The sequence below is a fragment of the Pseudomonas sp. LPH60 genome (genome assembly GCF_030718165.1).
GTDB lineage: Bacteria > Pseudomonadota > Gammaproteobacteria > Pseudomonadales > Pseudomonadaceae > Aquipseudomonas > Aquipseudomonas danubii.
Window position 1 is genome coordinate 152,006 of sequence record NZ_JAVAJH010000009.1, and the last position, 19,540, is coordinate 171,545.

Annotated in this window: 13 protein-coding genes; 7 read left to right on the forward strand and 6 right to left on the reverse strand. The window is 64.3% G+C overall.

The window, feature by feature from the left end; all coding sequences use genetic code 11:
- The first annotated feature begins 131 nt into the window (after nt 1-131).
- The 7 genes from Q8O96_RS27645 to Q8O96_RS27675 all read left to right on the forward strand — a co-directional run bounded on the left by Q8O96_RS27645 (nt 132) and on the right by Q8O96_RS27675 (nt 7,069).
- Nucleotides 132-311 (forward strand): hypothetical protein, encoded by a 180-nt coding sequence (locus Q8O96_RS27645; protein WP_102863437.1) that lies wholly within the window; start codon nt 132-134, stop codon nt 309-311.
- Between the two features lie 172 nt (nt 312-483).
- A complete protein-coding gene (locus Q8O96_RS27650) occupies nt 484-717 on the forward strand; it encodes a DUF3203 family protein (RefSeq protein WP_102863436.1) in 234 nt (77 codons plus the stop codon).
- A gap of 208 nt (nt 718-925) precedes the next feature.
- Nucleotides 926-2,341: a cytochrome c oxidase accessory protein CcoG gene (gene ccoG / locus Q8O96_RS27655; RefSeq protein ID WP_102863435.1), complete on the forward strand. Its 1,416-nt coding sequence runs from the start codon at nt 926-928 to the stop codon at nt 2,339-2,341.
- A gap of 155 nt (nt 2,342-2,496) precedes the next feature.
- On the forward strand, nt 2,497-3,906 hold the full coding sequence (mapR, locus tag Q8O96_RS27660) for a GntR family transcriptional regulator MpaR (RefSeq protein WP_053151441.1): 1,410 nt from the start codon (nt 2,497-2,499) through the stop codon (nt 3,904-3,906).
- A gap of 697 nt (nt 3,907-4,603) precedes the next feature.
- Nucleotides 4,604-5,659 carry a hypothetical protein gene (locus Q8O96_RS27665; protein ID WP_305949786.1) on the forward strand — a complete coding sequence of 352 codons (1,056 nt, stop codon included), beginning with the start codon at nt 4,604-4,606 and terminating at the stop codon, nt 5,657-5,659.
- Nucleotides 5,660-5,673: 14 nt separating this feature from the next.
- The gene (locus Q8O96_RS27670; RefSeq protein WP_102863433.1) at nt 5,674-6,468 is read left to right on the forward strand and encodes a PoNe immunity protein domain-containing protein; all 795 of its coding nucleotides are present in this window, start codon (nt 5,674-5,676) and stop codon (nt 6,466-6,468) included.
- A gap of 46 nt (nt 6,469-6,514) precedes the next feature.
- Complete coding sequence (locus Q8O96_RS27675; RefSeq protein WP_207165935.1) at nt 6,515-7,069, forward strand: hypothetical protein; 555 nt, start codon at nt 6,515-6,517, stop codon at nt 7,067-7,069.
- A 109-nt stretch (nt 7,070-7,178) separates the two neighbouring features.
- On the opposite strand, the gene Q8O96_RS27680 is transcribed toward Q8O96_RS27675, so the two are convergent.
- The 6 genes from Q8O96_RS27680 to Q8O96_RS27705 all read right to left on the reverse strand — a co-directional run bounded on the left by Q8O96_RS27680 (nt 7,179) and on the right by Q8O96_RS27705 (nt 19,401).
- A complete protein-coding gene (locus Q8O96_RS27680; RefSeq protein ID WP_305949787.1) occupies nt 7,179-7,925 on the reverse strand; it encodes an SDR family oxidoreductase in 747 nt (248 codons plus the stop codon).
- Between the two features lie 126 nt (nt 7,926-8,051).
- Entirely contained in the window at nt 8,052-10,127 is a 2,076-nt protein-coding gene (locus Q8O96_RS27685) for a bifunctional diguanylate cyclase/phosphodiesterase (RefSeq protein ID WP_102863430.1), read from the reverse strand.
- A gap of 221 nt (nt 10,128-10,348) precedes the next feature.
- The gene (locus Q8O96_RS27690) at nt 10,349-11,842 is read right to left on the reverse strand and encodes an efflux transporter outer membrane subunit (protein ID WP_102863429.1); all 1,494 of its coding nucleotides are present in this window, start codon (nt 11,840-11,842) and stop codon (nt 10,349-10,351) included.
- Nucleotides 11,839-14,946: an efflux RND transporter permease subunit gene (locus Q8O96_RS27695; RefSeq protein WP_102863428.1), complete on the reverse strand. Its 3,108-nt coding sequence runs from the start codon at nt 14,944-14,946 to the stop codon at nt 11,839-11,841. The genes Q8O96_RS27690 and Q8O96_RS27695 overlap by 4 nt, the downstream gene beginning before the upstream one ends.
- A gap of 37 nt (nt 14,947-14,983) precedes the next feature.
- Nucleotides 14,984-18,082 carry an MdtB/MuxB family multidrug efflux RND transporter permease subunit gene (locus tag Q8O96_RS27700; RefSeq protein ID WP_102863427.1) on the reverse strand — a complete coding sequence of 1,033 codons (3,099 nt, stop codon included), beginning with the start codon at nt 18,080-18,082 and terminating at the stop codon, nt 14,984-14,986.
- Nucleotides 18,079-19,401, reverse strand: coding sequence for an MdtA/MuxA family multidrug efflux RND transporter periplasmic adaptor subunit (locus Q8O96_RS27705; protein ID WP_115580141.1), 1,323 nt, complete (start codon nt 19,399-19,401; stop codon nt 18,079-18,081). Before Q8O96_RS27705 ends, Q8O96_RS27700 begins: the two co-directional genes overlap by 4 nt.
- Nucleotides 19,402-19,540: the final 139 nt, after the last annotated feature.

Genomic DNA, 19,540 nt, shown 5'->3' on the forward strand with positions numbered 1-19,540 from the left:
CTTGTTTCCGAGCCACCGGCATCGGCGAAAGTTCACCGCGATCGCTGGCCAAATCGACGGGAATCAATTCCCTGCTCCCAGGGTCCACCCAGAGAGCCCGTGCATCGACAAGCACAAAGGAGGCCACAGCGATGAATATCCCGATCCCGGCAGAAACTCCCGATCCGAACATCGACCAACCGACCCTGCCCCCCAGCGAGCCGCAACCGGTTCCCGAGCAGGAACCACCAGAGACCACCCCACCGCCCAAGGGCGATCCTCCCAATACCATGCCGCCGGTGGTGGTCACGCATGGAGCGTCGACCCGCTGACACCACAGCAGCCAGCTTGCCGGCCAAAACGCCCGCCCTCTTGACGGGCCTGTTCGCCGGCAGCCGGCTCCTGCACCCGCCGGCCTGCAACGACCACCGTTGATCGCCGCGACCGAACCCTGGCCAGGCCCTGCAGCCCAATCTGTACGCCCATTGCCAAGAGGTACGCATCATGAGCCTGCGCATCGAAAACCAGACCTGCTACATCGACACCGACACCCTCCACCAACGCCTTCCCGCCAGCGCCCTGACCGTCATCACCGACGCTGCCAAATCCATGTCGGCGGTGGAGCTGGCGGGAGAACGCCTCTACATCACCGAAGCAGAAGCCGATGCTTTGACCGTAGCAGGCGCCACCGACGGTCGGCGCCATCTGAAGGCCACCGACGGTGATTCGGTGATTTGACTGATCTGGATCAGGGCTCGCCGCGAAGGCCTGTGCCAGAGGCCCCTGCGGCCTTCCCTGGTAGCTCTTGAGGGGGTGCAGCAAGTTGTCGCAGGGGCACCGTAAAGGCTCATCTGATACGGTTTTTTATCAAATACCTGAGTCTGTTATGCAAACAGATCCGTGGTCATAGTTGCGCGGCCTGATGGAGGCTGATGAGCGAACGACCATGAGCGAAAGAATCCCCGTCCGATTAGTAGAGACCTTCGAACCTTCACCCCCTAAACAGATGAAGTCGAAGACCACCGACAAACACGTTTACACCCGCAGCTTCACCGGTTTGTTCCGTACCCTGCGCATGACCGGCGCAGGTTTCCTGTTCCTGCTGTTCTTCGGCACGGTCTGGTTGAACTGGGGCGGCCGCCAGGCGGTGCTCTGGGACCTGGCCGAAAGCAAGTTCCACATCTTCGGCGCGACCTTCTGGCCTCAGGACTTCATCCTCCTCTCGGCGCTGCTGATCATCTGCGCCTTCGGCCTGTTCGCCATCACGGTGTTCGCCGGCCGGGTCTGGTGCGGCTACACCTGCCCGCAAAGTTCCTGGACCTGGCTGTTCATGTGGTGCGAGAAGGTCACTGAAGGTGAACGCAACCAGCGCATCAAGCTGCAAGCTGCGCCCTGGGGCCTGAACAAGCTGGCCCGCCGGGCCATGAAGCACACCTTGTGGCTGGGCATCAGCCTGCTCACCGGCCTGACCTTCGTTGGCTACTTCACCCCGATCCGCCCTCTGGCCCAGGAACTGCTGACCCTGCAGATCGGTGGACTGAGTCTGTTCTGGGTGCTGTTCTTCGCCGCGGCCACCTACATCAACGCCGGCTGGCTGCGCGAGGCGGTGTGCATGCACATGTGCCCTTATGCGCGCTTCCAGAGCGTGATGTTCGACAAGGACACCCTGACCATCTCCTACAACCCGGTGCGCGGTGAAAGCCGCGGCCCGCGCAAGCGTGACGTCAAGCCCGCCGACGTCGGCCTGGGCGACTGCATCGACTGCCAGGTGTGCGTGCAGGTCTGCCCTACCGGCATCGACATTCGCGACGGCCTGCAGATGGAATGCATCGGCTGCGCCGCCTGCATCGACGCCTGCGACTCGATCATGGACAAGATGGGCTACGCCCGGGGCCTGATCGCCTACACCTCGGAACACCAACTGCAAGGGGGCAAGACTCACCTGCTGCGGCCGCGCCTGGTGGGCTACAGCGCGGTGCTGCTGGTGATGATCGGCGCCCTGGCCCTGGCCCTGGTGCAACGGCCGATGGTGTCCCTGGACGTGAGCAAGGACCGTGGCCTGTTCCGCGAAAACGCCCTGGGGCAGATCGAGAACATCTACAGCCTGAAGATCATCAACAAGACCCAGGAGCGCCAGAACTACCGCCTGGCCCTGGTGGATGGCGATGGCTTCGAACTGCAGGGCAAGACCGAACTGAGCCTGGCCCCGGGCGAAATCACCGACCTGCCGGTCTCGGTGGCGATGACCCAGGACCGCCCACAAAGCAGCTCCCAGGCCATCAGCTTCAAGGTCGCCGACAGCGATGAGCCAAGCGTTTACGCCATCGCCAAAAGCCGTTTTGTTGCGCCGATGAACCGCTGAGCCTCTAGAATGCCGTGGCCAGGGAGCCTGCTGCCGTCCCTCGGCCACGGGAACCCTGTACTCGACGCCGCCATGGGCACCACCCTGGCCGTCGAGCCTTCCCTTGCGAATCTGAACACCTAGACCCGATGACCAGACTGGATCTTGCACCGCAGATGAAACGCTACGAAAAATTCGCCGACGACATCGCCGAACTGATCCGCTCCGGGGTACTGGGCCCTGGCCAGCGCGTGCCTTCGGTGCGCTACGCCAGCCAGACCTACGGGGTCAGCCCGTCAACGGTGTTCCAGGCCTATTACCTGCTGGAGCGTCGCGGCCTGATCCGTGCCCGCCCGCGCTCCGGCTACTTCGTCAATGCTCACGCACCGAGCCCGTTCTCCGAGCCGGTGATCAGCAGCGAAGTCAACGAATCCACCGAAGTCGATGTCAGCGAACTGGTGTTCTCGGTGCTCGACTCGATCAAGGACCCGAGCACCGTGCCCTTCGGCTCGGCCTTCCCCAGCCCGACCCTGTTCCCCTTGCAACGCCTGTCCCGCTCCCTGGCCAGCGCCAGCCGCGAGATGGACCCGCGGGTGGTGGTCACCGACATGTCCCCGGGCAACCCGCAACTGCGCCGCCAGATCGCCCTGCGCTACATGGTGGCCGGGCTGATGCTGCCCATGGAGGAACTGCTGATCACCAACGGCGCCCTGGAGGCCCTGAACCTGTGCCTGCAGGCCGTGACCGAGCCCGGCGACCTGGTGGCCATCGAGGCCCCGGCCTTCTATGCCAGCCTGCAAGTGCTGGAACGGCTCAAGCTCAAGGCGGTGGAAATACCCGTGCACCCGCGAGACGGCATCGACCTTGGGGTCCTGGCCCAGACCCTGGAGCGGCACCCGATCAAGGCCTGCTGGTGCATGACCAACTTCCAGAACCCCATGGGCGCGAGCATGCCCGAGGCCAAGAAGCAGGAATTGGTGGAACTGCTGCGCCAGCATCAAGTGCCACTGATCGAAGACGACGTCTACGCCGAGCTGTACTACGGCCAGCAAGCGCCAAAACCGGCCAAGGCCTTCGACACCGAAGGCCTGGTGATGCACTGCGGCTCCTTCGCCAAGAGCCTGGCCCCCGGCTACCGCATCGGCTGGGTGGCCGCTGGGCGTTACGCGCAGAAAATCGAACGGCTGAAACTCATGACCTCGCTGTGCGCCTCGATGCCGGCCCAGGCGGCGATTGCCGACTACCTGCAGCACGGCGGCTACGACCGCCACCTGCGCAAACTGCGCTACGCCCTGGAAGAACAGCAGAGCGCCATGCTGGCGGCAATTGCCCGCTACTTCCCGGCGCAGACCCGGGTCAGCCAGCCGGCGGGCGGCTACTTCCTGTGGCTGGAACTGCCACCGCAGATGGACTCGTTGAAACTGTTCCAGATGGCCCTGGCCCAGGGCATCAGCATCGCCCCCGGGCCGATCTTTTCCCCGACCCAGCGCTTTCGCAACTGCATCCGCCTGAACTACGGCAGCCCCTGGAACGAAGCGGCGGAACAGGCCATGGAAACCCTGGGGCGGATCATCCGCTCCTTTTGAGTGGTGCAGGCGCACGGGGAGTCGGGCGATGGGGTGTATCAGGTGCATCGGGGTGGCAGGTTTAGCGCCTGCTGCGTCGGCCGTTCGCAGCCTGCGGCAGCGGCTACAGAGCCCTATATTGTTCTGTAGCCGCTGCTGAGCCTGCGAAGCTGCGAAAAGGTCCGCAGGACCTTGCCTGACGATCGCCCGCCGATCTTGGGCAGCCTCAAGATCCCTGCGTCTCCTGCGGAGCCGTTCGCAGCCTGCGGCAGCGGCTACAGGGCCCTATGTTGTTCTGTAGCCGCTGCTGAGCCACGGCGAAGCTGCGAAAAGGTCCGCAGGACCTTGCCTGACGATCGCCCGCCGATCTTGGGCAGCCTCAAGATCCCTGCGTCTCCTGCGGAGCCGTTCGCAGCCTGCGGCAGCGGCTACAGGGTCCTATGTTGTTCTGTAGCCGCTGCTGAGCCATGGCGAAGCTGCGAAAAGGTCCGCAGGACCTTCGGCCCTGCCAAGCGCAACGTCGCCCTGTAAAGGACAAATGAAACCAGGCCGGTAGGCCGCCGTCTTGCTTAGGCTTTTGATCTGCCTGCCCCTTTAGACACGATGGGCGTTTGTCTGGGTCGGCATTCCAGCCCCTGAAAGAACCAAAACTCCCTTGCCCCACCCCCTCGTTTCCTTCAGCATCCGCACTCCAATTTTCCAGGGAAAGGAACACGTCATGGTCGAAGACCTGTATTACGACGACTACCCAGAGGCCAAGGCCGAACTGCTCAAGGCCATCGAACGCGGCCGCCTGCCCCTGCTGACCCAGGAACTCAACGCCTACGACTGCATCCAGGCGATCTTCGAACTGGACGCCATCAACAACCCCAAGGACGAGGAAGACGCCTTCTTCGACCTGGCCCTGGCCCTGATCGGCTGGATCCCCGGCCCGGGACAAGGCCTGAAGATCCTCCTGCGCCTGATCAACCGCGCGCCCCAGCGCCACGCCGAAAAGCTCTTCGACATGATCCGCTACGCCCTGATGGCCTGCCGCCTGAAAACCAGCCCCGAACAGCTGCTGGAAAAGTGCCTGGACCCAATGCGCCTGGCCGAAGAACTGCCCGAGATCATCCGCGGCGTGAGCGCCTCCAGCACCTTCAACGGCCTGACGCCCCAGCAGCAGCGCCTGGTGCTGCACAACCTCAACGAAGCCTGCGAACACACCGAATTCCTCATGGCCTCGGTGCAAGAGCGCATCGCCCCGTGGATCGCCGAGCAGCGCAACAACTCGGCCGCCGCCCACAGCCGCGGCCCGGCCCTGGTGCCCAAGCCGCAGTCTTCCCTGGAGCCGCGCGCAACCACCCTCTCCCCCGCGCCGCAGCCGGCAAGCCAGGACGCCGCGAGCCTTGCCCAGGACATCAACCAGGGCCTGGAACACCTCACCGGCGAAGGTCACTGGCTGGAGCTGAACCTGCACTACCCCAACCTGGAACCGGTGTCCGGCGCCGCTTACCGAGCGGTGTTCAGTGACGGCTCGCAAGCCGAGGGCAGCCTCGACGAAGAGGGTTTTGCCCGCCTGGAAGGCATCCCTGAGGGCCCGGTGAAGATCTACTACGGCGAAGACCCGCGCCCCTACCTGCGCCAGCCGATCAAGGCCCTGGCGGCCGATGCGCAGCAACTGGAAGAAGAGCTGGAAGCGCTCGACCTGGAGCCCGCCGAAGTCGACCTGGCGACCCTGCTGCTGGAAACCTCGCAGCGCAAGGCGCCCTTCACCCTGATTCCCGTGTACTGAGACAAGGCACCGACATGAACCGCAGACAAGTGTTTCTCAGCCACAAGCAGTACCACGACTTCCTCGAAAGCCTGGCCGGCGAAGAGGCCCATTGGCAGACCCATTCGATGATGGCCGACAGCCCCGAGCAGGAAGCCTCCCTCAAGGCCTCCACGGTGCGAAGCGCGCGCCTGCACCATTTGATCCTGGGCTACACCGGCGGTGCCCCCATGGAGCAACTGGCCCGGGAGCTGGACGGGGTGATCGAAGGCTACGAGGACTACCAGCGCAAGCTGGAGGTTTATGAAGAACGGCCGGATATCGCGCCACTGAACATCGAAGACTACCCCGACGAGTACGAGGAATATGTCCAGGTGATCAGCCTGTGCATCCTCCTGCAACGCAGCGACCTGCTACCGCGTCTGGTGCTGCTGCAGGACCGCGCCGGCTTTGGCGGCCAGGACACCCTGATCGAGGACCTGCTCAAGCCCTACCTGCCGGATCGCGCCGAGCTCGATGAGTGGTACCACAGCCTCTACTCGCCCCTGATCTGGGCGATCTACAGCGAAGACCCGGACGAGCCGCGGCAACTGCTGGTGGAGTACTGCAACCAGTGGTACGAGGCGTTCGAACAGGCTCCCTGGCACGACTCCCACCTGCAAGGCGACGAGGGTTCCTACTTCGGCTACTGGGCCTTTGAAGCCGCTGCCGTGGCCTACCTGTTCGGTCTGGACGACAGCGCGGTCAAGCACATGATCTTCCCCCGGGAGATGCTCGAATACGCCCGACGCTTTACCCCGCCAATTTCCCAAGGGGTGATACCGGACTGATACGCCCCGTTGACCTCCCCTGCTTAAAAAAGGTGATGCACTGCCCATGAAATCCTGGATCAAGACCCTGCTGATCACTCTGCTTGCGGCGGCCTTGTGCCTGCTGTTCGCCCGCGTTGTCCTGCCACTGCTGCTGTCGTTCCTGGTACCGCCAAGCTTGGAAGGCGCCCCCTGGTACTGGATCAATCTGCTGCTGGCCGGTTTCTTCGCCGGGCTGCTGGTGGCGCCCCTGCTGCGCACCCGGCGCTACTACCCGGTGCCTCTGCTGCTGTTGTTGTCGACCCTGGTGGTGGTGGGCAGTTGGGCGCAAAGCCGCTGCAACGACGCCCAGTTGCAGGCCATCGAACAGCTGGAAAGGCGCAGCGCGAGCCATTCGAACCTGGGGTTCTCCGAGGAGCAGCCCGAGCCTTCGGCACCCGTGGACCTGGGCGCCACACCGGACGTCTGGGCCCATGAACAAGGCTACGGATATGGCTACAGCTGCACCCGTCCGGGGGAAACCCTGGGGTACCTGGCGCCGTTGTTGATGGGCTTTGCCATCAACGTGCTGGGGCTGTTGCTGGCGTTGCTGATCGGCCCCGGCCGCCGCCGCGCCAACTGAAGGAACCCGCAGGGACTGGCTTGCCAGCGACGAACCCTGCAAGGTCGGCACAAGGCTCAAGGGCCTCTTCGCCGGCCAGCTGGCTCCTGCAGGGAAGCGCGGTCGGAGCTCAGCGGCCGCCGCCCAGGTCGACGAAGGTGCCGGTGGCGTAGGAAGCCTTGTCCGACAGCAGCCAGAGAATGGCTTCGGCCACTTCGTCGGGACGTCCGCCACGCCCCATGGGAATCGCCGTTTCCAGTTTGCTGACCCGGTCGGCATCGCCGCTCAGGGCATGAAAATCGGTGTAGATGTAACCCGGGCGCACCGCATTGACGCGGATACCCTCGCCCGCCACTTCCTTGGACAGGCCGATGGTAAAGGTGTCCAGCGCGCCCTTGGAGGCGGCGTAGTCGACGTACTCGCCCGGAGACCCCAGGCGCGCGGCCACCGACGACACGTTGACGATGCTGCCACCCTGCCCGCCATGGCGCGGCGACATGCGCAGCACCGCGTGCTTGGCGCAGAGGATCGGCCCCATGACATTGGTCTTCATGATCTTCTGGATACGGAATTCGGACATTTCGTCGAGACGGGACTTGTGCCCCACGGTGCCAGCGTTGTTGACCAGTGCAGTGACCCGGCCCAGTTCGTTGTCGACCCGGTGAAACAGGCCAATGACCTCGTCCTCGATGCTGACATCGGCCCGCACCGCAATGGCCAGGGCGCCCAGAGCGCGGACCTGCTCCAGAACCTGCTGAGCCGACTGTTCATCGGCCTGATAGTTGATGCACACCTTGAAACCCTGCTGAGCAGCCAGCAACGCCGTGGCTGCGCCGATTCCCCGCCCGCCACCGGTGATGACGATGACTTTGTCCATGCTGCCGACTCCCTGACTGATCGTTTCAACGCCCGTCATTAAACACTGCACCGGCAGCGATGAAAACCGCAGTGACATCAATCAGCCCTCATCCAAAGGTCGCAGGAACTGCCGCCAGGGATTCGCTCAGGACTTGTGTTCAGCCAGCTGAATGCCCTGCATGAAGCCTTCGGGCGGCAATGGCTGGCCCAGGTAATAGCCCTGCAACGAATCGCAGCCCAGTTGGGTGAGGAAGGTCTGCTGCACCCCGGTTTCCACCCCCTCGGCGACGATGCGCAGGCCCAGGGCCTGCCCCAGGGCGACAATCGCCGAGACGATGGCGGCGTCGTCGCTGTCGTGCTCCAGGTCGCGGACAAAGCCACGGTCGATCTTCAGCTCGTTGGCCGGCAGGCGCTTGAGGTACATCAGGCTCGAATAGCCGGTGCCGAAGTCGTCGATGGACAGGTCCACCCCCATGTCCGCCAACTGCTGCAGGACGATCATGCTGACGTCGGCGTCGTTCATCGCCGTGGTCTCGGTGATCTCCAGGGTCAGGTTATTGGCCGGCAACTGGTAGCGCTGCAAGGCCTCCTGCACGCTCTTGACCAGCCCCACGTGACAGAACTGCAGGGCCGAGAGGTTCACCGCGATCCGCCAGTGGGTATAACCCAGGACATACCACTCGCGCATCTGTCGGCAGGCTTCCTGGAGCACCCAGTCGCCGATGGCGATGATCAGTCCGCTCTTCTCCGCCAGTTCGATGAACTTGTCCGGCAGCAGCAGGCCGTGCTGCGGATGTTCCCAGCGCAACAGGGCCTCGGCCCCCACCGGACGACCATTGCTGGCATCGAACTTGGGTTGGTAATACAGGCGGAACTGCTGATGTTCCAGGGCATTGCGCAGGTCCTGAAGCAACTGCAGTTGACGCCGGGCATTGGTGTTCATCGATGCGTCGAAAAAACTGTAGCCGTTCTTGCCGGTGGCCTTGGCGTGATACATGGCCGCGTCGGCGTTCATCAACAGTTCCTGGGCGGTCAGGCCATTGCCCGGATACACCGCGATGCCGATGCTGGCGGAAATCTGCAAATCGTGGTCGGCCACGCGGAACGAACGGGACACCAGGCCCACCTGGCGTGCCGCCAGCCGCAGGGCATCTTCCGGCTCGCCGAGCTGTACCAGCAGCACGAACTCGTCGCCACCGATCCGCGCCAGGGTGTCCTCAGTGCGCAGGTCCTCGCGCAGGCGCTGGGCCACTTCTCGCAGCAACTGGTCGCCCATGTGGTGACCGAAGGCGTCATTGACCGGCTTGAAGCCGTCCAGATCGATGAACATCAGCGCAAAGCAGCCACCATGGGCGGTGACCCGGTGCATGGCCTGATCGATGCGGTCCGCCAGCAGGATGCGATTGGGCAGCCCGGTCAGGGTGTCGTGCAGGGCCAGCTGGGTCAGTTCTTTGTTGGCCTCGGTCAAGGACTGCGCCAGCACCGCGGTGCGGGCTTCCAGCCGCGCATCCAGCACCGAGGTCAGCAAGGCAATGATCAGCACCGCCAGGGTGGTGATCAGCACCAGATTGTCCAGGCCGTTGCCGCTCAAGCCATTGCCCAGCGCACCGCAGAAGCTGCCATCGGCGAAACGCGCCGCGGCCATGCCGGTGTAGTGCATACCGACAATGGCAAAGCCCATCACAATCGCCGCGCCGGTACGGGCAAGACGCACATGGGGCGTGTTCTGGCGCAGGTGAAAGGCGATCCACAGCGCCGCCAGCGAAGCACCAAAGGCAATCAGCAACGAGGCGCTGAACAGGCTCGGGTCGTAGTCGATACCCGGCTGCATGCGCATGGCCGCCATGCCGGTGTAGTGCATGCCGCTGATGCCGGTGCCCATGATCAAGGCACCGAACAGCAATTGCCCCAGCGGCAGGCGCGGCTGGCTCACCAGCCACAGGGCAAAACCACAGGACAGGATGGAAATCAGCAACGACAAGGCGGTCAGCACGATGTCGTAGCCCAGGTCGATGGGCAGCGAGAACGCGAGCATGCCGATAAAGTGCATCGACCACACACCAACGCCCATGGCCAGGGCTCCGCCGCACATCCATAGATAGGCTGCACGGCCTTTGGTGGTGGCAATGCGACCGGTGAGATCAAGGGCGGTATAGGAAGCGAGGATCGCCACGAAAATGGAAATCACGACCAGTGCGGGGGAGTAACTACCGATGAGCATGGGGCATCTCTTGGTCGTTGTGCCGACAGTTTGCTCGGCGGGAAAAAGCGCAGATTGTACTGATTGCGTAGAAGAACGCATCTACAAAGTGAGCAAAAAGCCAGTAGCCAGACAGAACGTCTGGCACCGGCCCTTAATACCCCTACAGCCCTTGTGGCCAAAGGCTTTGCCCATGTCGCAGGGGGCATGCATCTGCCCCTGCGCAAAGCCCTGGCGGCGGCCTATTTCTGCCCTTCGCCCTGCACCTGACCATCCCAGCCACCCCCCAGCGCGGCGATCAATTGCACGCTGGCAATCAACCGGCTCTGCAGCAAGCTGAGGACGCTGCGCTCGTTGCTCAGGGCAGTGGCCTGGCTGGTGACCACGTCCAGGTAGGCGATCAATCCGGCCTTGTACTGGTTCTCGGTCAGGCGCAGGGCCTCACGCGCCGAATCCAGGGCCTGCTGGCGCACCTGGGCTTCGTCTTCCAGAACCTTGAGCTGGATCATGTAGTTCTCCACCTCGCGGAAACCGTCGAGCACAGTCTGTCGGTACTTGGCCACAGTCTGGTCGTAGGCGGCTTCAGTGCGATCCACTTCCGCCGAGCGCTGGCCACCATCGAACAGGGTCATGGCCAGTTTCGGCCCCACCGACCAGAACCGGTTCGGCACGCTGATCCAGTCGGCGTAGGTACTGCTGCTGTAGCCTCCGGCCAGGCTCAGGGTCAGGTCCGGGTAATAGGCGGCCTTGGCCACGCCGATATTGGCGTTGGCCGCGATCACCGAACGCTCCGCCGAGGCGATGTCCGGACGCCGCTCCAGCAACTGCGAGGGCAGCGCCAGGGGCACCTGGGGCAGCGCCGGAATCTGCGGGGTTTCTGCCAGGTTGAACTGCGCCGGCGGCACGCCGATCAACACCGCGATGGCGTTCTCGAACTGCGCCCGCTGCCAGATCAGGTCGATCAGGTCGGCCTGGGTGCTTTTGAGCTGGGTCTGGGCCTGGGCCACCGCATCCTTGCCGGATACCCCGGCCTGATACTGGTTCTGCGTCATGGTCAGGGAGCGCTGGTAAGCCGCCACCGTGGCTTCCAGCAAGCGCTTCTGCTCATCGATCACCCGCAGTTGCAGGTAGTTCTGCACCAGCTCCGACTGCTGGCTCAGGCGCATGGCCGCCAGATCGGCGAAGCTCGCCTCGGCACTGGCCTGGTTGGCCTCCAGGCCGCGGCGCAGCTTGCCCCAGATGTCCGCCTCCCAGCTCACCCCCAATTGGGTGTTGTAGGTGTCTCGAATGCCGCTGCTGGAACTGCTCAGCCCCGAGTTGCTGCTGCCGGTGCCCTGGCTGGCCCGGGTCTTGCCGGCGCTCAAGTCGACACTGGGAAAGAACGCTCCCCGGGAGCTGCGCACCAGGGCCTGGGCCTGACGGTATTGCGCTTCCGATTGGGCGACGCTCTGGTTGGAGTTGTTGAGCTTCTCGATCAGGCCATTGAGCTGAGTGTCACCGTACAGCTCCCACCAGGCGCCACGGGCCAGGGCATCGCTGGGGTTGGCCTGACGCCAGCCCTGGGCCTCCTTGTACTGCACCGGTTCGGCCACCTGGGGGCGCTGATAGTCGGGACCGATGGCGCAGGCACTGAGCAGCGCCACGCACAGGCCCAGGCTCAAGGCCCGCGAACCCCGGGCCATGGCCAGGCGCTGGGCGGACAGCGGAGAAACAGGACGGGACGATTGGTCGGTCATAGCGGCGTTTCCAGAGCAGCATCGGTACGGACCCCACGCCAGTGGTTGAACTTGTGGCGCAGGCGATCGAGGTAGAGGTAGACCACCGGGGTGGTGTAAAGGGTCAGGATCTGGCTGAAGACCAGGCCGCCAATGATGGTCAGGCCCAGGGGCTGGCGCATTTCCGAGCCTTCGGCGTTGCCCAGCAACAGGGGCAAGGCACCCAGGATCGCCGCCAGGGTGGTCATCAGGATCGGCCGCAGGCGTTGCAGGCAGGCGCTGCGGATCGATTGCAGCGGGTCCAGGCCCTGGTGGCGCTCCAGTTGCAGCGCCAGGTCGATCATCAGGATCGCGTTCTTCTTCACCACCCCGATCAGCAGGAACAGCCCCAGCAGCGAGATCAGGCTGAACTCGCCGCCCAGCACGTAGATCGAGAGCAAGGCGCCGACCCCGGCCGACGGCAGCGTGGAGAGGATGGTCAGCGGGTGAATGTAGCTTTCATAGAGCACCCCAAGCACCAGGTACACCGCCAGCAATGCCCCGAGAATCATGAACGGCTGGCTCTTCTGGGTGGCGGCGAAGGCGTCGGCGGTGCCGGCCATCTTGACGATCACGTCCTCGGGCATGCCCAGCTTGGCAATCGCCCGCTCGATGGCCGCGGTGCCCTGCTCCACCGTCACGCCTTCGGCCATGTCGAAGGAAATGCTTTCCGAGGCGAACTGCCCTTCGTGGCTGACCCGGTCGTCTTCCAGGCTGTTTTCATAATGGGCGATGGTCGACAAGGGAATCCGCGCGCCCTCGCTGGTGATCACCTGCACCTGATTCAGGGTAATCGGGTCCCGGGCGTATTTCGGGTTGACCTCCATCACCACCTGATACTGGTTGAGGCTGTCGTAGATGGTGGAGATCTGCCGCTGGCTGTAGGCGTTGTTGAGCACGGCGGTGACCATGTCCATGTCCACCCCCAGGCGCTTGGCCTGGTCACGGTCGACGATCAGAGTCACTTGCTGGGCGCCGTGGCCTTCGCGGGCGTCGATGGCGGTCAGCTCAGGCAAGGCGCGCAGCGCGGTCACCACTTTCGGGTACCACTGGCGCAGCTCGCCCAGATCGCCGCTTTGCAGGATGTAGGAATACTGCGAGGTGGTCTGCTCGCGGCCGCCGCCGAACTGCAGGTCCTGGTCGGCCATCAGCATCAGTTGCGCGCCGGGCACCTTGGGCATTTCCTTGCGCAAACGCTCGATGACCTTCTGCGCCGAGATGTCGCGCTCCTTGATCGGCTTGAGGCGCACCAGCATGAAGGCGTTGTTGGTGCCGTTGCTGCCGCCGATAAAGCCGGCCACGCTTTCCACCGCGGCGTCCTTGAGCACCGCGCGGCGGAAGATCTCCATCTTCGGCTGCATCACGCTGAAGGACAGGCCGTCGTCGCCGCGCACGAAGCCGATCAACTGGCCGGTGTCCTGCTGCGGCATGAAGGTCTTGGGCACCACCACGTACAGGGCCACGTTGACGCCGATGGTGACCAGCAGGCTGAGCAGGGTCAGGCGCTTGTGCCGCAGCACCCAGTCCAGGCTGGTGGCGTACTTGCCCACCATCCACTCGTTGCTGCGCCGGCTCCAGCGTTGCAAGGCGTTTTCCTGGCCCGGGGTGTGGGGCTTGAGCCAGCGCGCGCAGAGCATCGGGGTCAGGGTCAGGGACACCACCAGGGACACCACGATGGCCGCTGCCAGGGTGATGGAGAACTCACGAAACAGGCTCTCGATGATCCCGCCCATGAACAGGATCGACAGGAACACCGCCACCAGCGACACGTTCATCGACAGCAGGGTGAAGCCCACCTCCTTGGCCCCCAGGTATGCCGCCTTCATCGGCGCGATACCTTCGTCGATGTGCCGGGAAATGTTCTCCAGGACCACGATGGCGTCGTCCACCACCAGCCCGGTGGCGAGGATCAGCGCCATCAGCGACAGGTTGTTCAGCGAAAAACCGTACAGGTACATGATGGCGAACGTGCCCACCAGGGACACCGGCACCGCCAGGGTCGGGATCACCGACGCGCGGAAATTGCCAAGGAACAGGAACACCACCAGGATCACCAGGGCCACGGCGATCAACAGGGTCATCTCCGCCTCGTGCAGGGTGGCCTTGATCACCGGCGAGCGGTCCATGGCCAGGTTGAGCTTGACGCTGGCCGGCAGCACCGCCTGCAACGCCGGCAGCTGGGCCTTGATCTCGTTCACCGTCTCGATGATGTTGGCCCCGGCCTGACGGTTGATCACCAGCAGCACCGCCGCATCGTCGTTGAAGAAACCGCTGTTGTAGCGGTCCTCCACGCCGTCGCTGACCTTGGCCACGTCTTTCAGACGCAGGGCCGCACCGTCCTTGTAGTGGATGATCAGCGGCTCGTAGTCGCGGGCCTTTTCCAGCTGATCGTTGGCCTGGATCTGCCACAGCCGCTGGTCATCCTCCACCGAGCCCTTGGGCCGACGCTGGTTGGCGTTGGCAATGGCGTTGCGCACGTCGTCCAGGGCCACGCCGTACTGGTTGAGCAGTTGCGGCTCCAGCTCGATGCGCACCGCCGGCAAGGAGCTGCCGCCGATCTGCACTTCGCCCACGCCCTGCACCTGGGACAGGCTCTGGGACAGGATGGTCGAGGCCAGGTCGTAGAGCTGGCCCTTCTCCAGCACATCGGAGGTCAGCGACAGCACCATGATCGGCGCCTGGGACGGGTTGACCTTCTTGTAGGTGGGCATGCTGCGCATGCCGCTGGGCAGCAGGTTGCGCGAGGCGTTGATGGCCGCCTGCACTTCCCGGGCCGCACCGTTGATGTCGCGGTCCAGGTCGAACTGCAGGATCACCCGGGTCGAGCCCTGGCTGGAGCGGCTGCTCATGGTGTTGACCCCGGCAATCGCGCCGAACGAGCGCTCAAGCGGCGTGGCCACGGTGGACGCCATGACCTCGGGGCTGGCTCCGGGCAGGCTGGCCTGGACCACGATCACCGGGAAATCCATCTGCGGCAGCGGCGACACCGGCAGCAGGCCGAAGCTGACCCCGCCCAGTAGCATGATCGCCAACGACAGCAGCATGGTCGCCACCGGGCGTTTGATGAAAGGTCCGGACAGGTTCATGGCTGAACGCCCCGGGCTGGAGGCTGGCTGCGGCCCTTCATGCCTCCACCTCTTGGGCGTCTTCACCTTTGCCGAAGCGCCGACCCAGGCGGTCGAAGTACAGGTAGATCACCGGCGTGGTGAACAGGGTCAGCACCTGGCTCACCAGCAGGCCGCCGACCATCACCAGGCCCAGGGGCTGGCGCAGCTCGGCACCTGAACCCGTGGCCAGCATCAGCGGCACGGCGCCGAACAGCGCCGCCAGGGTGGTCATCAGGATCGGCCGGAACCGCAGCAGCGCCGCCTGGTAGATCGCCTGCTCCGGGGCCATGCCCTGGTGGCGTTCGGCGTCGAGGGCGAAGTCGATCATCATGATCGCGTTCTTCTTGACGATGCCGATCAGCAGGATGATGCCGATGATCGCGATCATGCCCAGGTCATTGCCGCTGAGGATCAGCGCCAGCAAGGCCCCCACCGCCGCCGAAGGCAGGGTGGAGAGAATGGTGATCGGGTGGATGTAGCTCTCGTAGAGCACCCCCAGGACGATGTACATGGTCACCACCGCCGCCAGGATCAGCAGCAAGGTGCTCGACAGCGACGCCTGGAAAGCCTCGGCGGCGCCCTGGAAGCGGGTCTGCACTCCCACTGGCATGCCAATGTCCTGCTGCACCTGCTCGATGACGTTAACCGCCTCCCCCAGGGCCACACCGGGCGCCAGGTTGAAGGACATCATCACCGCCGGGAACTGGCCGATATGGGCGATGGCCAGTTGCGCCTGGCGCTCCTCGACATGGGCCAGGCTCGACAGCCGCACCTGCCCGCCGTCGGTGGTCTTGACGTGGATCTGCTCCAGGGCCTGGGGTCCGATGCGCTCGCCAGCCTGGGCCTGGAGCACCACCCGGTACTGGCTGGCCTGGGTGTAGATGGTGGAAATCTGCCGCTGGCCGAAGGCGTCATACAGGGCGTCGGTGATGTTGGCCACCGAAACCCCGACCCGGGACGCCGCATCGCGGTCGATCACCAGGTACACCTGCAGGCCCTTGTCCTGCAGGTCGCTGGCCACGTCGGTGAGTTCCGGGCGCTGGGCCAGGGCTTCGCTCAGGCGCCCGCTCCACAGGGCCAGCAGCTCGGCGTCCGGCGAAGACAGGCTGAACTGATACTGGGTACGACTGACCCGGTCCTCGATGGTCAGATCCTGCACCGGCTGCATGAACAGGCGGATGCCCAGCAGTTTGTCCACCTCGGGCTGAATCCGTGCAATCACCTGGGCCGCGCTCAGGTCACGCTGGTTGTGGGGCTTGAGGTTGATCAGCAGACGGCCACTGTTGAGGGTCGCGTTGTCGCCGTCGACGCCGATGTAGGACGACAGGCTTTCCACGGCCGGGTCCTGCAGGATGATCTTCGCCAGGTCTTGCTGGCGTTGGCTCATGGCGGCGAAGGACACCGACTGCGGCGCCTCGGAAATGCCCTGGATGACCCCGGTATCCTGCACCGGGAAGAAGCCCTTGGGCACCACCAGGTACAGGAACACGGTCAGGCCCAGGGTGCCGACGGCCACCATCAGGGTCAGGAACTGGTGCTTGAGCACCCATTGCAGCTTGCGCCCGTAGCTTTCGATCAACCAGTCGATCCAGGCGCCGCTGGCGCGGTAGAAGCGCCCCTGCTCCTCAGGCTTGGGCTCACGCTTGAGCAACCGCGCACACATCATCGGCGTCAGGGTCAGGGACACCACCAGGGAAATCAGGATCGCCACCGCCAGGGTGATGGCGAACTCGCGGAACAGCCGGCCCACCACATCCGCCATGAACAGCAGCGGGATCAGCACCGCAATCAGCGACAGGGTCAGGGAGATCAGGGTGAAGCCGATCTGCTTGGCGCCCTTGAGCGCCGCCTGCATCGGGCTGTCGCCCTCCTCGATAAAGCGCGAGATGTTCTCCAGCATGACGATGGCATCGTCCACCACGAAACCGGTGGCGATGGTCAGGGCCATCAGGGTCAGGTTGTTCACCGAAAAACCGGCCAGGTACATCACCCCGAAGGTGCCGATCAGCGACAGCGGCACGGCAATCGAAGGAATGAGGGTGGCGCTGGCCCGACGCAGAAAGAGGAAGGTCACCATCACCACCAGGGCGATGGCGATGAACAGCTCGTGCTGCACATCCTTGACCGAGGCGCGGATGGTCTGGGTGCGGTCGGTGAGCACCGTGACGTCCAGGCCCGCCGGCAGGTTGTCGGTGATGCTCGGCAGCAGCGCCTTGATCCGGTCCACCACCTCGATCACGTTGGCCCCGGGCTGGCGCTGGATATTGAGCAGCACTGCCTGGTTTTCGTTGGCCCAGGCCGCCAGGCGCTCGTTCTCGGCGCCGTCGACGATCTCGGCGACATCCTTCAGGCGCAGCGGTGCACCATTTTTGTAGGCCAGGATCAGCTCGGCGTAATCCTTGGGCGAGGTCAGCTGGTCGTTGGCATCGAGCATCGAGACCCGGGTCGGGCCGTCAAAGTTGCCCTTGGGCTGATTGACATTGGACGCGGCAATCAAGGTGCGCACGTCCGCCAGGTTCAGGCCGTTGGCCGCCAGGGCCTCGGGATTGACCTTGATCCGCACCGCCTGGCGCTGGCCGCCGGCAATGCTGACCATGCCGACGCCGCTGATCTGGGCGATCTTCTGTGCCATGCGGGTGTCCACCAAGTCATTGAGCTTGGGCAGCAGCATGGTCTTGGAGGTGATGGCCAGGGTCAGCACCGGGGTGTCCGCCGGGTTGACCTTGTTGTACACCGGCGGCGCCGGCAGGTCCTTGGGCAGCAGGTTGGTGGCGGCGTTGATGGCCGCCTGCACCTGTTGCTCGGCCACGTCCATATTGATGTCGAGGCTGAAACGCAGGGTCAGCACCGAGGCGCCACCGGAGCTGGTGGAGGCCATCTGGGTCAGGCCGGGCATCTGTCCGAACTGACGCTCCAGGGGCGCGGTGACCGCGCTGGTCATCACGTCCGGGCTGGCCCCGGGGTACAGGGTCATGACCCGGATGGTCGGGTAGTCCACCTGGGGCAAGGCCGAGACCGGCAACAGGCGATAGGCGATCAGGCCGGCCAGGACAATGGCCAGCATGCTCAGGGTGGTGGCTACCGGACGCAGGATGAACAGTCGCGAGAAATTCATGCGCCGACCTTTTGCGCCTTGCCATCAACCGGCTTGCCATCCGCGGCCGGCGCAGCGGCGGGCTTGCCCTGCAGGTGTTCGGTGGGGCTGGTGGGCACTTCACTGCTGTCGTTGACCACTTCCACCTCGCTGCCGTCCTTGAGGCGGTCGGTGCCTTCCATCACCACCCGGTCGCCGGCCTTGAGGCCGTCCTTGATCACCGTCAGGTCGCCGTTGCTGTCGCTCACCTGCAGTTGGCGGATCTTCACCTTGTTATCACCATCCAGGGCGTAGACGAAGGTGCCGTTGGTGCCGAACTGGATCGCGGCCGAAGGTGCCAGCACCACATTCTTCAGGGTGTCGGCCAGCAGCCGCACATTGACGAACTGATTGGGAAACAGGCCCTGGTCGCGGTTATCGAAGCGCGCCTTGAACTTCAGGGTGCCGGTGGTGGTGTCGATCTGGTTGTCCAGGCTCTGCAGCATGCCGCTGGCCTGCAATTTCACATCGCCCCGGTCCCAGGCTTCCACCGGCAGCTTGGCGCCGCTGTGGTAGCGCTTGAGCACGGTGTCCAGGCTGTTCTCCGGCAGGGTGAAGGCCACGCTGATGGGCTGGGTCTGGGTGATGATCACCAGTGCCGTGGTGTCATTGGCCGACACCAGGTTGCCTACGTCCAGCTGACGCAGGCCCACGCGCCCGGCAATCGGCGCGCGGATATTGGTGAATTCAAGGTTGAGCTTGGCGTCGTTGACCGCCGCCTGATTGGTCTTGACCGTGCCCTGGTACTGGCCCACCAGCGCCGCAGCGGTGTCCAGGGTCTGTTTGGCGATGCTGTCCTGGGCATACAGGCCGCGATAACGCTCAAGGTCGACCTGGGCGTTCTTCAGCTGGGCCTGGTTCTGCAGCAGGGTGCCCTCGGCCTGGAGCAAGGCATTCTGATAAGGACGCGGATCGATCTGCGCCAGCAGGTCGCCGGCCTTGACCATCTGCCCTTCCTCGAAGTTGACCTTGACCAACTCCCCCGCCACCCGGCTGCGCACATTGATGGTGTTGAGTGCCGTCACCGTGCCCAGGGCCTTGTAGTACAGCGGGAAGTCGCCCTGAGTCACCGGCGCCACCCGCACCGGGATCGGCCCGCTGGCGCCGCCGAAGCCAGGGCGCAGGCTGCCGCTGCGTCCGGTATGCCCGGCCGCGGCCTTCGCCTGTGCACCCTCTTTGGGGGCGCTGCCGGCGGGCCAGAATTTCCAGCACAGGCCGATCACCAGCAGCAGGACAAACAGGCCGAACAGCCAGCGACGAGAGTTGCGGGGAGCAGAGGATTGCATGGAGTGATCAACCATTGGGCGCGTGGGAGTCTTCTTTGGGGAAGGCTGAAAGATAAGCACTAGAGCGGTTTTAGCAAAGCGCCTTTACCGGCAATTTACCTTTGACTGACGTTTCAAGGTTCGGCGCTAAGCCACTGAAGCACAAATAAAAACG